This window comes from Micromonospora sp. NBC_00617 (assembly GCF_045161355.1).
Classification (GTDB): domain Bacteria; phylum Actinomycetota; class Actinomycetes; order Mycobacteriales; family Micromonosporaceae; genus Micromonospora.
In genome coordinates, this window is the sequence record NZ_CP107751.1 from 5,298,061 (window position 1) to 5,313,389 (window position 15,329).

The 15,329-nt window shown below is 72.5% G+C and carries 12 protein-coding genes and 1 riboswitch; of the genes, 4 read left to right on the forward strand and 8 right to left on the reverse strand.

From position 1 onward, the window contains the following. The first annotated feature begins 102 nt into the window (after positions 1 to 102). Positions 103 to 233: riboswitch (cyclic di-AMP (ydaO/yuaA leader) on the forward strand. Positions 234 to 237: 4 nt separating this feature from the next. Continuing rightward, the gene (locus tag OG505_RS24330; RefSeq protein WP_405427876.1) at positions 238 to 1,257 is read left to right on the forward strand and encodes a coiled-coil domain-containing protein; all 1,020 of its coding nucleotides are present in this window, start codon (positions 238 to 240) and stop codon (positions 1,255 to 1,257) included. 58 nt (positions 1,258 to 1,315) lie between these two features. On the opposite strand, the gene OG505_RS24335 is transcribed toward OG505_RS24330, so the two are convergent. Continuing rightward, the gene (locus OG505_RS24335; protein ID WP_405427878.1) at positions 1,316 to 2,044 is read right to left on the reverse strand and encodes a carbonic anhydrase; all 729 of its coding nucleotides are present in this window, start codon (positions 2,042 to 2,044) and stop codon (positions 1,316 to 1,318) included. A gap of 246 nt (positions 2,045 to 2,290) precedes the next feature. Between OG505_RS24335 and OG505_RS24340 the strand changes: the two genes are divergently transcribed. Together OG505_RS24340 and mycP are read left to right on the forward strand one after the other, a co-directional pair. Next, positions 2,291 to 2,620: a helix-turn-helix transcriptional regulator gene (locus OG505_RS24340; RefSeq protein WP_405427880.1), complete on the forward strand. Its 330-nt coding sequence runs from the start codon at positions 2,291 to 2,293 to the stop codon at positions 2,618 to 2,620. A gap of 149 nt (positions 2,621 to 2,769) precedes the next feature. Beyond that, positions 2,770 to 4,005, forward strand: coding sequence for a type VII secretion-associated serine protease mycosin (mycP, locus tag OG505_RS24345; protein WP_405427882.1), 1,236 nt, complete (start codon positions 2,770 to 2,772; stop codon positions 4,003 to 4,005). A 90-nt stretch (positions 4,006 to 4,095) separates the two neighbouring features. Here the strand turns inward: mycP and OG505_RS24350 are convergent, their stop codons facing one another. From OG505_RS24350 to eccCa, 6 genes are all read right to left on the reverse strand, one after another. Then, a complete protein-coding gene (locus tag OG505_RS24350) occupies positions 4,096 to 5,445 on the reverse strand; it encodes a WXG100 family type VII secretion target (RefSeq protein WP_405427884.1) in 1,350 nt (449 codons plus the stop codon). Positions 5,446 to 5,463: 18 nt separating this feature from the next. Beyond that, the gene (locus tag OG505_RS24355; protein ID WP_405427886.1) at positions 5,464 to 6,027 is read right to left on the reverse strand and encodes a hypothetical protein; all 564 of its coding nucleotides are present in this window, start codon (positions 6,025 to 6,027) and stop codon (positions 5,464 to 5,466) included. Positions 6,028 to 6,064: 37 nt separating this feature from the next. Next, a complete protein-coding gene (locus tag OG505_RS24360) occupies positions 6,065 to 7,492 on the reverse strand; it encodes a S8 family serine peptidase (RefSeq protein ID WP_405427888.1) in 1,428 nt (475 codons plus the stop codon). A gap of 131 nt (positions 7,493 to 7,623) precedes the next feature. After that, on the reverse strand, positions 7,624 to 7,902 hold the full coding sequence (locus tag OG505_RS24365) for a WXG100 family type VII secretion target (RefSeq protein WP_405427890.1): 279 nt from the start codon (positions 7,900 to 7,902) through the stop codon (positions 7,624 to 7,626). A gap of 25 nt (positions 7,903 to 7,927) precedes the next feature. After that, entirely contained in the window at positions 7,928 to 8,236 is a 309-nt protein-coding gene (locus tag OG505_RS24370) for a WXG100 family type VII secretion target (protein ID WP_355049151.1), read from the reverse strand. A gap of 292 nt (positions 8,237 to 8,528) precedes the next feature. Next, complete coding sequence (gene eccCa, locus OG505_RS24375; protein WP_405427892.1) at positions 8,529 to 12,491, reverse strand: type VII secretion protein EccCa; 3,963 nt, start codon at positions 12,489 to 12,491, stop codon at positions 8,529 to 8,531. A gap of 166 nt (positions 12,492 to 12,657) precedes the next feature. On the opposite strand from eccCa, the gene eccD reads away from it, so the two are divergent. Beyond that, positions 12,658 to 14,055 (forward strand): type VII secretion integral membrane protein EccD, encoded by a 1,398-nt coding sequence (gene eccD, locus OG505_RS24380; protein ID WP_405427894.1) that lies wholly within the window; start codon positions 12,658 to 12,660, stop codon positions 14,053 to 14,055. A gap of 22 nt (positions 14,056 to 14,077) precedes the next feature. On the opposite strand, the gene OG505_RS24385 is transcribed toward eccD, so the two are convergent. Next, positions 14,078 to 15,265, reverse strand: a complete 1,188-nt coding sequence (locus OG505_RS24385) for a type VII secretion protein EccE (protein WP_405427896.1) — start codon at positions 15,263 to 15,265, stop codon at positions 14,078 to 14,080. Positions 15,266 to 15,329 lie beyond the last annotated feature (64 nt).

Genomic DNA, 15,329 nt, shown 5'->3' on the forward strand with positions numbered 1-15,329 from the left:
ATGGCGAAATGACACTTTTAGTCGGCATCAGGACGTAGCTCAGGCGGTGGATTCTCGGGTAACCTCGCTGCCGGCCACCGACGAAGGCGCGCAGCGGCGCCTGCGGTGCCACCGCCCAATCGCCAACCGGCGAGCCGGGGACCCAGGTACGTGGGGTGAATCCGCGACAGCGGTAGGGGCCACTTCCGCTCCGAACCCGTCAGCTAACCCGGTCGGCGGTCGACGGAAGGGAACATTGTGACGGCACCCCTACGCCGCTGGTTGACACCCGTGGTGGCCGTGCTCGCTGCGCTGACCGTGTTCGCCGGACCCCTCCCGGCCCACGCCGCCCCGACGACCCCCGCACCGTCCGGGCACGAAGAGGAAGACGAACCCAAGCTCCTCAACGACGTCATCGAGCAGACCAACCGGGACTACGTGGCGGCCAAGTCCAAGCTGGACAAGTCCAAGAAGCGGCAGCTTGAGCTGGCGGTGGAGGTCGAGCGGGCCAAGGCCGACCTGGAGGCGCTGGCCCCGCAGGTCGGGCAGATCGCCGCCCAGTCGTACCGGACCGGACGGATCGGCGCGATCGCGATGCTGCTGGAGAGCGACGCCCCGGACTCGTTCGTCCGGCGGGCCGCGGCGCTCGACGAGATGAACATGGTCAACGAGAAGAAGCTCGCCGAGGTCAACACGGTCAAGTCCCGCGCCGAGCAGGCCAAGCTGGCCCTCGACGCGGAGGTCCGCGAGCAGCAGAAGCAGACCGCCCTGATGGCGAAGGACAAGCGCGACGCGGACAAGGCCCTCGCGCTGGTCGGCGGTCAGGGTTTCACCGGCGGCCTGGTCGACGCCGTCTCGCCGGTCGCCCGGATCGCCCCGGGTCGCACCGCCGACGGTGACTGGAAGCCCCAGTCGTGCAGCGAGGACGACCCCACCACCTCCGGTTGCGTCACCCCGCGCACCCTGCACGCGTACAAGGAGGTCAAGCGGGCCGGGTTCAACCGGTTCGTCGGCTGTCACCGCAACGGTGGCCCGTACGAGCACCCGAAGGGCCGCGCCTGTGACTGGTCGTTGCAGAAGAGCGGCTTCAGCCCGTGGCACAACAACGACACCCGCATGTACGGCAACAACGTCGCCGCGTTCCTCATCCGCAACGCCGACCGCCTCGGCATCTACTACGTGATCTGGAACCGGCAGATCTGGTTCCCGGCAACCGGCTGGAAGTCGTACAGCGGGCCGTCGAACCACACCGACCACGTGCACATGTCGTTGCTCTGACTCGGCGTCACGAAGTCCGAGGGCCGTCCCGCTACCAGGCGGGGCGGCCCTCGTCGTATCAGGCGGCGGCGGAAGCTGCCGGGGCGTCCGAGGCGCCGGGCGCGTCGGACGGCGCGGCACCCGCCGGTTCGGGGGTCACCGGGCGCACCACGCCGGCGGCGAGCCGGTACGACATGCCCACCACCGCACACCGCCCCTGCGCCACCTCGTCGGCCAGCACGGGCGACTGCCCGAGCAGCGTCTCGACGGTCTGCGCGATGTGAATGTCGACGATGCCGTCGATGTCGTCCACGCCCTCGGCGGTGGCACGTCGCAGGCTGGGCAGCACCGCGTCGACCACCGCGGGAAGGTGCCCCGGGGGCGCGACGCCGGTGGCGGCCGCCTCGCGGGCAGCCTGCACGGCACCGCACGAGTCGTGGCCGAGAACCACCACCAGTGGAGTGCCGAGCACGATCACCGCGTACTCCACGCTGCCCAGCACCTCCGGGCCCGCGGTGTGCCCGGCCGTACGGACCACGAAGAGGTCGCCCAGCCCCCGGTCGAAGATGATCTCAGCGGCCAGGCGGGAGTCGGAGCAGCCCACGATCACCGCGAACGGGTGCTGCCCGTCGGCCACGGCGGCCCGGTGCCCGGCGTCCTGGTTGGGGTGGCGCGGCACCCCGCTGACGAAGCGCCGGTTGCCGGCGGCCAGCTCGGCGTACGCTCGGGCCGGCTCGGTCGGCGTCGACGCTCGATCGGCGGCCCGCTGCGGACCGGGCTGCCCTCCAGGCGTACCGGAACGGCTCATTCCCGCACCTCTTTTCCACGCGTTTGACCTGCTCAAGAGGCTCTTCAGTCGGGCCGGCGGTGGGCGCTGGCTCAGGCTCCACCGTCACACGCACCGCAAGATGCGTCAAGATATGCGTGATTTAGATTTCATACGTAGACCCCGAACCGGCCCTTCGGCCGCTGGGACCGGGCCGGTCCGTCGGCACCTGGCCCGACCCTCCGGCCGGCACGGGGTGGGGCGGACAACCGGAGAGGCGGCTCCACGATGACGAGCGCGGCGACGGCCGGAGGCGGCCGGGACTGGACGTTCCTCACCAACCACGGGCATGTGCTGCTGGCCATCGCCCGCGATCCCACCGCGCGGCTGCGCGACCTGGCGGCCGAGGTGGGCGTCACCGAACGGGCTGCCCAGGCCATCGTCGCCGACCTGGAGGCCGGCGGTTACCTGCACCGCACCCGGGTGGGGCGCCGCAACGAGTACACCCTGAACCCCGCCGGCCACTTCCGGCACCCCGCCGAGGCCGACCGTCAGGTCGGCGACCTGCTCGCGCTGTTCGCCGAAGCACCCGCCGACGACGTCGCGTCCCCGCCCTGACCGTCGTCGACGCACGCCGGCTTCGACCGGCGACCCGCCACCCCGCCCGGACCGGCTCGTTGCGCCCGCCGCTGAGCGACGTCATCGGTCCCGCCCGGAACGGCGTCGGCGGGCGGCTGCCCGACGCGGTGCGGCGGTACTCTCTGCGGGTGCGCGAATGCCTGCCGCCGAGCGCGACCGAGCCGTCCCGCCGTGGCGTCCGAGCTGTCCTCAGTGGCACGCTGGCGGCCCTGCTCGGCGCCGCCCTGCTGGTCCCCTCCTCCCCGGCCGCCGCCGCAGCGCCCACCTGCGGCCCGCCCGGCGAGGACGGCCTGGTGCAGATGCCGTGGGCGCTGCGAAGGCTGGATCCGGCCTCGGCGTGGCCGCTGTCCCGGGGCGCCGGGGTGACGGTTGCGGTCATCGACTCCGGGGTCTCCGCCATCCACCCGGCCCTGAAGGGCCAGGTGCTCGAGGGCCGCGACTTCAACAACCTGGCGGCCAACCAGGGGCAGTGTGACCTGGCCGGTCACGGCACGATGGTCGCCGGCATCATCGCCGGCAAGGACGGCACCGGGGTGCCGTTCAGCGGTATCGCCCCGGCAGCGCGCATCCTGCCCATCCGGGTCCTGCCGAACGCCAAGGGCACCAACGACGAGGGGCTGCCCGGGCAGATCGCCGCAGCCATCGACTGGGCGGTCGACAACGGCGCCGACGTGATCAACCTGTCCCTGGTGACCCTGCCCCGCCCCGAACTGGCACAGGCCGTCGAACGCGCCCTCGCCAAGCGGGTGGTGCTGGTCGCCGCCGCCGGCAACCGGCAGGAGACCCAGGAGGACAAGCCCGCCTACCCGGCGGCGTACCCCGGGGTGATCGCCGTCGGCGGCGTGGACGAGCAGGGCGGGCACGTGGGCACCTCGGTCAGCGGCACCTTCGTCGACGTCGCCGCGCCGGGACTGAACATCATCGGCCCGGCGCCGGGTGGATCCGGCTACCGCGCCGAACCGACGGGTGGCACCAGCTTCGCCGCCGCGTACGTCTCGGGGGTGGCCGCGCTGGTTCGGGCCGCCTACCCGGATCTCACCCCGCAGCAGGTCGCCGACCGGTTGGAGCGGACGGCGGACAACCCGCCGCAGGGGCGCAACGCCGAGGTCGGCTACGGCGTGGTCAACCCGTACCGGGCGGTGTCGAGCCTGCTGGGGACCCGCACCAACCCGCCGATCGGCGCGCTTGCCGCACCCACCCCTGCGGCCGACCCGCTGAGCTGGCAGCGCACCGTCGCGATCTGGGCCGCCGCGGTGGGAGCTCTGCTCGCCGTACTGCTGCTGATCACGCGACCGATCATGGCGCGCGGCCGCCGACGCGGCTGGCGGCCGGGCCGACGTACCGACGAACCGGTCACCGGCTGAGCGTCGGCACCGCCCACCGCAACGCTTGGCCCGTGGGACACGTCACGGCGCTGCTGCGGTTGACCGCAGCAGCGCCGTGACGCGAAAAGCTCAGCGCAGGATGCCGGAGGTGCCACCGCCGTCGGCACCCCACACGTCCTCGTCCTCCTCCAGCCAGGTGTTGCGGGCGGTGTCCTCCTCGCCGTAGCCGGCACCGCCGCCCGTCCCGGCCACGCCACCGGCGCCGCGAGCACCCGCGCCCCGACCACCGGCCCCCGTCGCGCCACGCCCGGCGCCACCCCGACCGGCGCCGGCACCACCACCACCGGCGACGCCACCCATACCGGGCGCCATGCCGCCGCCCAGCTTGCCGCCCGCGCCGAGTCGGCCACCGGCGCCCCGGCCACCGCCACGACCGGCACCCGCCGCGCCGCCGCCCATCATCGGGCCCATGCCCGGCGAGACCGCCCGGCCGAGCGCGCCGCCGCCCGCGAGAGCACCGGCGCTGCCCAGACCGCCACCGCCGCCGCCGCCGAGCCCGCCGGACGAGCCCAGGCCACCCGAGCCCAGGCCGCCGCCTCCGAGACCGGAGCCGAGGCCGGGCGAACCGCCACCACCCGCACCCGCGAGGCCACTGCTGAACTCGTCGTCCGCACCGCCGACGCCCGGGACGCTGCCGGTGCTCGGGTAGTTACCCGCGCCGGGGTCGTACCCGCCCGAGAGGTCGGGGTGGGCGCTGGAACCGCTCGGCAGGTTGCCGGTGTCCGGCATGCCGGTGGTGCCGATTGAGGGCTTGGCACCGAGGTCGCCGGCGGACAGGCCGTCGCCGAGCTTCGGTACGCCACCACCACCGCCGCCGCCGCCGCCGCCGCCGTTGTCCAGCTTGGGGATCTGGCTTGTTGGTTCCTGTCTCGTGGTGCCAGTAGCGTCGCCCGGGGTGCCGGGCGCGATGGCCTGGTAGTCGCCGCTCACCTGCTGGTAGACCCGGGCCGCGTCCTCCGACTGGTCGTTGATCCAGTCGGCGATCGCGGTCACCGGGTCGAGCCAGCCCAAAAAGTCCGGCGAGACCTTCGCCTCGAAGAAGCCGACCCCGAGGGTGAGCTTGGCGTTACGCGCCTCCAGGACGTCATTGACGCAGGTCGCCGGGATCGGGAATTCCCGCTGGGCAGCGGTGAGCTTGTCGGCGGCGGTCTTGAGCGACTGGACGATGCCGGTGCCCTTCTCCGCGTCCGCCACGATCTGCCCGGTGTCCTTGGAGATCTGCTCGATGTGGCCCTTGAACGCCTCGTACGCCGGGCCCTTCCAGGTCGTACCCAGGTCCTTGATGTTGGTGTCGAGGCTCTGCTTGACGTTGTTGAGATTCTTGATCAGCTGTTCCCAGCCGAGGGCGGCGCTCTCCACGTCACCAGGCCGGCCGTCGATGACGACCTTCTGGCACATCTCTTCCCAGCTCAGGCCCATGTGTCGTCCTCCCCCGTCCTACCGGCCGTCGCCGTTGCCGGCCACGTCGCCGAAGACACGCTGCATGTCGGCGGCGGACATCCTGTTCTGCTCCTCCGCCGTCTCGTAGTTCTGCTTGACCTGGCGCAGCGCCTCCGCCGCGTCGTACAGGCTCTGCGAGAGTTTCCGGACACCGGACTCGGTGCCCTGGTAGAGCCCCTGGTGCTTGGCAGCCAACCGGGCCGCCCAGTCGAACCCGCCGAGCGGGCTCGGCTGGCCGCCGGCCCCACCGGCCACGCCGCTGGTCGCGCCGCCCATCAGGTCCTGGATGTCGACCATGTCGTAGGACAGCTTGTTCAGGTACGCGGCGTGGGTCTCCAGCCAGGTGATGGCCGAGTCCAGGCTGGTCGCGTCCCACTCGGTCTTGACGCCGGCCTCACCGGGCGCGGTGACCAGGCCCTTCGGCGTCGCGGCGTGGTTGACGTTGTCGATCTCGAAGCCGGTCACGGCCAGACCTGACGTCGGCATCCCGCCGACCGGGACCGGGATGTAGAGGTCGTCGTTCACGTACCGTTCCGGCTGGGTGGTCCTGTCGTCCGTCATCGGTCCCCTCCCCGAAACCCTGACTGGTGGTCTGCGTTCACTGCTGTTGCTGGTGCGGACCGGGTGGCGGTGGCGCCTGGCCCGAGCCCGGCCAGCCGGACGCGCCCGGCGGTGGCGCCGGAGCGGTCGACGCCGGCGGATAACTCTGCGCGGGATGGCCTGACGGCCGATACCCGTGCCCGGGCTGGCCCGGCGGGCCGTAACCCGGAACGGGCTGCGGCGGCGGGCCGTACCCGGCCGTTGTCGGTTGGGTGGCGGGCCAGCCGGGTGGCGGCATGCCGGGTGCGCCGGGATACGGGCTGGCGGCGGCCGGCGGTGGGCGCCGCTTGCGGCGTCGCAGCACCACCAGCAGAACGATCAGCGCGATGATCGGCACACCCAGGCAGAGACCCACCTGGACGATGGCGCCGGCCTTGTTCGAGACGCCGAACTCGACCGCCGGGCCGTCGTCGTCACCTGGTCGTGCGGCGCCGGGGCGAGTCGGGCCCGGGGCTGCGCCCTCCAGGAGCGGGTTCGCCGTCACGGCGGGCACCGATCGGGTCAGCGCCGCGACCGGATCGACCCTGCCGAAGCCGAACTGCGGGTCCCGGCCGGCCGGGCCGGCGTCGCGGGCGGTCCTGATCAGCCGGTTGATGATGTTGGCCGCGTCGAGCTTCGGGTACTCGGCGCGGATCAGTGCCACCACACCGGAGATGATGGCGGCCGCCGAACTGGTGCCGCTGCCCAGCGTGTAGCCGTTCGGCGAGACCCCCTTGGGCACCGGCCCGACAATGCCGTCCATCGGACTGGCGATGACGGTCTCCGGCCCCTGCACGGAGCCGGCGAAGAAGCCACCCCGCTTGTCGAACCCGGAGACGGCGACGACGCCGGGGATGTTGGCGGGCGGGGTGACCTGTCGGTCGCCCTGCTCCACGTTGCCCGCGGAGGCGACCACCACGGCATCCTTGCTCAACGCGTAGTTGATGGCGTCCACCAGATCCGGGGAAGCCACCGCCTGCGCGGTGCCCAGCGAGAGGTTGATGACATCGGCGCCGTTGTCTGCTGCCCACCGGACAGCCAGGACCACGTCGTCGGTGCTCGACCTGGCACCCATCGAGACCGGGAGGATCTTCGCGGCCGGGGCGATGCCCAGCTCGCGCATCTCGCCACCGCCACGCCCGGCGACGATGCCGGCCATCTTGGTGCCGTGTCCCAATTCCGTGTCGTCGTCACGCCGGCCGTCCGGGGCGGCCGCGGCGTTGACGCCACGCCCCGGCAGCACCTGGCCGCGCAGGTCGGGATGGCTGGCGTCCACGCCACCGTCGACGACGGCGACCACGACACCCGCACCCTTGGTTATCTTGTGTGCTGCGGGGATCTTGAGGTAGTCCAGATACCACTGAAGGCCCCGGACCGTGTCGGCGGCCTGGGCCGGCGCCGGCGCGACCGTCACCGCGGGCGCCAGCGCGACGCACAGCGCCAGCACGGCGGCACCCACGGCCCGTGTCGATCGGAAAGGCATCCCCGTACGCATCGCTCTCCCACTACCTCGCCGACGCCAACACAGTGCGGCTCCGGCCCGGTCGAAGCCGGACCGGAGCCGCATCGGTGATTGTGTCAGTGCCACACCTTGGAGTTGCTCATCTCGGTGGAGACGTAGTTCTCGCGGGCGATGCCGACGGCGCCACCGATCTCGTTCAGGATCCGGTTGATGTCCCGGACCGACGAGTCCCACTTTGCCTGGTGCTGCTCGTAGGCGGCCCGGTCCTCGCCCTCCCACTGCAGCTTGGACAGCATCGACCGCAGCGTGTCCAGCTTCTCGTCGATGGTCTTCGAGATGGCCTGCATCTGCTGGTTGCTGCTCTCGAGGACCGCGTAGTCAACCTTGATCGTCACGACTTCCTCCTCTGCTGGCTACGGATCACGGGTTGAGAGCAGAATGGAACTTGTCCAGCATCTGCTGCTGCTCCTCGTCGTTGACCTGGTGCGTCGTACCCGACTTGTCGAGCAGATCCGCGATGTTGTCCATCGCGGTCAGCAGACTCACGGTGTCCTCGTTCCAGCGAGTCATGAGCGACTGGAACCCCGTGGACGCCTGACCCTTCCACGCCATGGCCAGGTCGTCGACTACGTTCCACAGCTTCTTCAGCTCGCCGTCGACCTCGCTGCGCGTGGACCGCACGTCACTCGCGGCGGTATGCAGAGTCGCAGCTTCGACCTCGAACGCCATGCTTCACACCCTTCCGTCATGTTGTGGCGGCGGCTTTGCCGCGCCCCTCCCCCGCGGCAAGGCAGCAACACCCCACCGACGGACACTCCACCAAAGACCGTAGCGGAATCCGTCCAGCCACCGCAGCCCAGACCGGCCGCGTTCGATGGATGGCGGTGAATCGCGTCGTTTGTGCGGCCCGTTCGGACGGGAATCCGACCCGGACGGCCCGCGACCATGCATCAGCGCTGGTCGATTCCGGACCGCCCGGCTCCGCGAACCCCGGTGTGACGGCTCGGTCAGGCCGGCCCGGTCAGGCCGGCTCGGACCAGGCGGTCTGGATCAACTGCTGGCCGTCGCGTCGACGGACGAGCGTGCCCCGGCCGGGTGGCTGCGGGCTCGGACGCAGCGTGCCGAAGACGGCGCCCTCCTCCCGGTTGCCGGACATCAGCAGGCCCGGCGAGTCCAGTTCGCGCAGACGCTGCAGCACGGGCTCGTAGAGCGCCCGGGACACCCCGCCGACGCGACGCGTGACGATCAGGTGCAGACCGATGTCACGGGCCTGCGGCAGCAGCTCATGCAGGGCACTCAGCGGGTTGCTGCCACCGGAGGCCACCAGGTCGTAGTCGTCCACCAGGATGTAGAGGTCCGGGCCCTTCCACCAGCTGCGGTCCCGCAGTTGGGCGGTGGTCACGTCCGGGCCGGGCAGCCGGTTGGACAGCGCGCTGCGAATCGAGCCGAGCCCCTGCGCGAACGCCTGGTTGGACGGCGCGTAGTCGAGCAGGTGATCGCCCTCCACCGCGCCCAGCAGCCCACGCCGGTAGTCGGCGATCACCAGCCGCGCCTGAGCCGGCGTGTACCGCTCGGTGATGCCCCGGGCGATCAGCCGCAGCAGGTTGGTCTTGCCGCACTCGGCGTCGCCGAAGACCGTCAGGTGCGGCTCGTTGGCCAGGTCCAGGTAGACCGGCGCGAGCGCCGACTCGTTGACGCCGATCGGCAGACCGGGGGCCGACCGGTCGATGATCCGGGCCAGCTCGGACACCGGCAGCCGGCGCGGCAGCAGCCGCACCTTCGGCGCCGGACGCCCCGGCCAGTTCGCCGCCACATGCCCGGCGAGCGCTACCGACGCCTCGCTCAGATCCTCGACGTCGCGCCGACCGTCGATCCGCGAGATCGCGGTGAGGAAGTGCAGCTTGTCCCGGGTCAGGCCGCGACCGGGCGACTTCTCCGGCACGTTCATCGCCGAGCGCCGGTCGATCTCGGACTCCGCCGCGTCACCCAGGCGCAACTCCAACTTGGTGCCGAGCAGATCGCGCATGTTGATCCGGATCTCCGCCCAGCGCACCGCCGTGAGCACCACGTGCACCCCGAAGCCGAGGCCCCGGTTGGCGAGCGTCGTGATGGTCTGTTCCAGCTCCTCGTAATCCTGGCGCAGGGTGTTCCAGCCGTCGACCACCAGGAACACGTCGCCGAACGGGTCGTCGGCGAACTCGCCGGCCGCCCGGCGACGGCGGTAGCTCGCCACCGAGTCGATGCCGTACTGGGCGAAGCGCATCTCCCGCTCGTCCAGCACCGCCACGACCTCGGCCACCGTGCGCCGCACCGCCTCGACGTCGCGCCGCCCGGCCACCCCGGCCATGTGCGGCAGGCGCTCCAGGCTGCGCAGCGCGCCACCGCCGAAGTCCAGGCAGAAGAACTGCACCTCACGTGGCGTGTGGGTGAGCGCCAGCGAGGCCAGCAGCGACCGCAGCATGGTGCTCTTGCCGCTGAGCGAGCTGCCGACGATGACCACGTTGCCGCCCGCGCCGGCCAGCTCGACCATCATCGGGTCGCGGCGCTGCTCGTACGGGCGGTCGACCACGCCCACCGGCACGGTGAGGCGACCCCGGCCCGGCCAGGACGCCGTGCACAGCCCGTAGGTCGGGTCGACGGCCAGCGGACCGAGCAGCTCGCCCAGGCCCGGCGGTTCCGCCAGCGGCGGCAGCCACACCTGGTGCGCGGGACGGCCCCGACCCTTGAGCTGGTCGATCAGAACGTCCAGCATCGCGACGGCCTTGCCGTCGGCCGGCTGCTCCGGCTCCGGCATGGCGTCCACCGACACCTGCGTGGCCTGCGTCGGGATGAAGGTGACGCCGTACGGCACGATCCGGCGCTGCACCAGGGCCTGCGACGCGGAGGCCTGCTGGCCGGGCGCCCGGTACGGCCCCGAGACGTATGCGGCCCGGAATCGCAGCATGGTGCTGGTGTCCGTCTTCAGGTAGCCGTGCCCGGGCGCGTTCGGCAGCTCGTACGCGTCCGGCACGCCGAGCACGATCCGGCTCTCCACCGCCGAGAAGGTCCGCAACCCGATCCGGTACGACAGGTGCGTGTCCAGACCGCGCAGCTTGCCCTCCTCCAGCCGCTGCGAAGCCAGCAACAGATGCACACCGAGCGACCGACCCAACCGGCCGATCATCACGAACAGGTCGATGAAGTCCGGCTTCGCCGCCAACAACTCACTGAACTCATCGCAAATGATCAACAAGCTCGGCATCGGCGCCAACGGCTCACCGGCCGCCCGCGCCTTCTCATAGTCGAACCGGGACACATAGTTGCCCGCCGCCCGCAACAACTCCTGCCGGCGCACCATCTCACCAGCCAGCGCGTCACGCATCCGGTCAACCAACGGCAACTCGTCGGCGAGGTTCGTGATCACCGCGCTGGTGTGCGGCAACGCCTCCAACGAAGCGAACGTCGCACCACCCTTGAAGTCCACCAGGACGAAGTTCAGCTCCTCCGACGAGTGGGTCACCGCCAGCGCCGCCACCACCGTACGGAGCAGCTCGCTCTTACCGGAACCGGTCGCGCCGATGACCAGGCCGTGCGGGCCCATACCCTCGTGCGCCGACTCCTTGAAGTCGAGTTCGACGACGTTGCCGTCCGGGCCGACACCGAGTGGGATGCGCAGCCGGTCCCGGTGACCGCGCGGCCGCCAGGTCTGGTGCACGTCCACGGCCGCGGCGTCGCCGACGCCGAGCAGGTCGGGCAGTTCCGTGCTGCGGGCCAGCGGCTCCTCGTTGCTGGTCTGCTGCTGCGACAGCCGGTACGGCGCGATCTGCCGGACCAGCCCCTCGGCGGCCTCGACGGTGAGCCGGTCGGGTCGGCCGAGCCGCGACGACGAGCTGCCCCGGATCAGGTCGAGGGTGGTGCCGTCGCCCACGTCCAGGCAGAGCAGCCAGCGGCCGGCGTCGCGCGGCACCGTCCCGGAGAGGTCGATCAGGGTGACGCCGAGCAGCCCCTGGCCCACCAGCTGGCAGGTCGGGGAGATCTCACCACCGTCGACCACCACGACCACGTGTGGCGCGGTGGTCAGCGCCTTGGCCTCGGCGGCGAACCGGGGTCGCCCGGCCAGCTCGGCCGCGAGAGACTCCTCGGCCTCGGCCAGGCTCGCGAAGACCAGCCGGCGCGCGCCGGCCGCGTCCGTCCGACCGCTGTGGTGGGCGTGGGGAAGCCACTTCACCCAGTTCCAGGCCGGCTGCCGGTCGGGCGCGGCGACCACGGCGACGACCAGGTCGTCCGGGGCGTGGAACGTCGCCAGTTGCCCCAGGGCGGCCCGGGCCAGATCGAGCACGGGCTCGCGGTCACCGCGCAGCACCACCCGGCTGAACGCGCGCACCGACAACGCGGTCGGCAGGTCGGGCACAGTGGAGTGTGCGCGAACGAACCGACGCAGCGCGATGGCGCTCATCGGCTCCAGGTCCTCGACCGGCTTGGTCTCCGGGGGGACGATCTCCACGGCCAACCGCTGCGGGCCGAGCGCGATCCTGGTCTCGCCGAAGTCGGGTTCGGTGATCCGCCGCTCCCACAGCCGGCGCGACGCCGCGATCGACCAGAGCGCGTCGGGCTCGGGGTGCCGCCAGTTCATCGCGTCCCGCTGCTGGGCCGCCGCCCGCCGGGTGCGCTTGCGCATCTGCGCCAGGTAGCGCATGTAGTCGCGGCGGTCGGCGTTCGGCTCGGCCTTGTCGTTGCCGCCGTTGCTGAGCGAGCCGATGGCCATGCCGAGCATCGAGACGCCGAACAAACCCCCGGCGACGTACGTCATCATGCCGCCGCCCCGGCCGGCGTAGAGGAACGCCATCGCACCGACACCGCAGACCATCGGCAGGATCATGAGCAGTTGCCCCATCCCGCGGGGCGTCGGCTCGGGCAGCTCGGGCGGGGACTCCAGCAGCACCTCGCCGCGCGGCAAGGCCGGCCCCGGCTGGCGCGGAGGTCGGCGGAACACGACCGTGCTCACGGCTGTCTCCTCCCCAGAAGCGGCCCTGCTGTCGTACCAGCGCGGCCCGAAGCCCGCGGGTGGGCACTGTACGTGCCCGTCATCGTAGGTAATCTCCCGTGGGCGCGGTGCACCCGCACCGCGGGACCCCGGCCCACTGATCGTAGATGGACACCAGGAGGCCATTGTGGCGACGAAGACGGCGACCGGTGGTCTGAGCCGGATCACCATTGTGGCCCCCCGTACCCGGATGGATCTGGCCCTGCCGTCGGACGTGCCGATGGCGGACCTTCTGCCCACCCTGCTGCGCTACGCCGGGGAGGACCTGGCCGACGACGGAGTGCGGCACGGCGGCTGGGCATTGTCCCGCCTGGGTGGCGCACCTCTGGACGGTGGTCGTACGGCCGCGCAGCTCGGTGTCCGCGACGGTGAGGTGCTGTACTTCAATCCCCGGTCCGCCTCCGCGCCGGAGGTCGTCTTCGACGACGTGGTGGACGCGGTCGCCACCGCGACCACCCAGCGGCCGGGTTCCTGGCAGGTCGGGGCGACCCGATCGTTCGCGGTGCTGTTCGCCGCGGCGGCGTTCGGCGCCGGCGCCCTGGCCGCCCTGTTCACCGGCCCTCCCCACCTGCCCGGCGCGCTGGCCGCCCTGCTGGTCGCGGTGGCGCTGCTGGTCGGCGCGGCGGTGCTCGCCCGGGCCGCGGGTGACAGCGGGACGGGTTCGGTGCTGGCGATGGTCGGGCTGGTGTACGCGGGCACCGGCGGCCTGCTGCTGCTCGCCGGTGACCGGAAGCTGACCGAGCTGGCCAGTCCGCACGTCCTGCTCGCGGCCACCGCCGTGGTGGTCGCCGGAGCGGTGGCCGTGGTGGCCGTCGGTGACCGGTACCCTCTCTTCTTCGCCGCGATCGGGGTGGGCGCGGGGACGGGTCTGGGCGCGCTGCTCTGCCTGACCCTCGACCTCGACGCCGCGGCCGGGGCCGCGGTGGTGGCGGCGGTCGCGTTCGGCGTGGTGCCGGCGCTGCCGATGGTGGCCTACCGGCTGGCCCGGCTGCCGGTGCCGTCGATCCCGACCGGCCCGGACGACCTGAAGACCGACAGCGAGTCGGTGGACGGGCGGCAGGTGCTCGAACGGAGCGACCGGGCCGACCAGTTCCTCACCGGTCTGCTGTGGACGGTGTCCGTGCTGGTGCTCGGCGCGCAGCTGGTGCTGGCCCTGGACGGCCGCCTGCCGGCGGTGCTGCTGTGCCTGGTGCTGGCCCTGCTGTCGTTGCTGCGGGCGCGGCCGCTCCTGGGTCGGGCCCAGCGCGTTCCGGTGCTGCTCGCCGGCACCGTCGGGCTGGGCCTGGCCGCTGCGGCGACCTTCGCCGGTGGGTCGCTTCCGGTCCGGCTCGGTCTGATCCTCGGTGGCCTGCTGCTGGCGGCCGTGGTCAGCCTGATCTACGGCCTGACCGTCGCCGGCAAGCGCATCTCGCCGGTGTGGGGTCGGCTGCTCGACATCGTCGAGATCATGCTGATCATCGCGCTGGTGCCGCTGGCCGTCTGGGTCTGCGGCCTGTACGGCTGGATCGTCAACCTGCGGCCCTGACCGGGGAGGCTCCAGCCCGCCGTCAGCGGGATTGCCGACGACCGGCGCCGCCCAGCGCCGACGCGACCGGCGCGCTGGCGTAGACGCCCGGGCCGTGCTGCCCGTCCATCGGCCGGGCCGGCGTGCCGGCGCGGTGCGCGACGTCCCGGACGACCTTGACCAGCGCCTCGACGTGGTTGTCCATCGCCGCGACCCGGAGCAGCGGCGCCGCCATGCGCCCGTCGGGCGACACCGCCGCGGCCACCGTGTGCGAGGGAGCCGACGTGGCGGTGATCGCGTCCACCAGCGGACCCAACGGAGCGTCCGGGCGGCCCCGCAGGGTCAAGCAGTGGTGCGTCCAGCCGCCGCCGCGCAGCCCCTGCCAGCTCTCCGTCGGCGGCTCGGGCACCAGGTCCAGCCCGGCGGCCGACACCACGGCGGCGCGCAGCTCGTCGCGACCCAGCGGCCGATGGGCCAACCCGGCCGCCGTCAGCGCCTTGCCCAACCGGCCGATTCCGGCAGCCAGCGTCCGGTGGACACCGGGCAGCCCGCCGCCCCGACTCACCGTCTCGACGCGTGCGTCGTGGACCGTGAGCCGGAGCGCCACCCAGACGGTCCGGTGCGCCGCCGGCGGCGCACCGGGAGCCGGGTACCAGACCAGGGTGTGCGCGACCACCTGGGCCCTGGACACCGGGGCCGAGAAGTCGGCGAGCACCCGCAACGCGCGGTCCACGCTCGCCGCGTCCACCGAACCGACCGCGGCGCCGGTGACCGGTTGCAGCGCGACCGCGGCGAACCAGCCCTGGTCGTCCTGCCCGATGCCGAGCCGGGTGCCCCGATCGGTCAACTCGATGACGCCCAGCTCGGGTGCGAGCGCGGCCAGCCGGGGGTCCACGGCGGTGCCGTCGGCCAGCGCGGCCGCCGCCCGTTCGCGGCGGTGGCGCAGCCGGCGACGCAGCAGCACGTCGTCGAACCACCAGCGACCGCCACGACGGGCGAACGCGGCCACCACGACCGCCACCGCCAGGACGGCGACCGCGGCGAGCAGCCAGCTCGGCCCGGCCGTCGCGGCCCAGACGGCGAGGGCACACACCTCGAGTACGACGAGCTGGCCGACCAACACCGGACCGATGCGACCCCGATCCGGTCGGTCGGCCGCCGGGGTGACCCGCGCCGGGACGTCGGACGGTCTCGTGACCGCTCGGGCGGGTGGCGCCTGGACCTGCGTCATCGCTGACTGTCCCTCCTGGACGGTACGGCTCTGCACCGGGTCGGCCCGGCGCCGATCCGGCGGT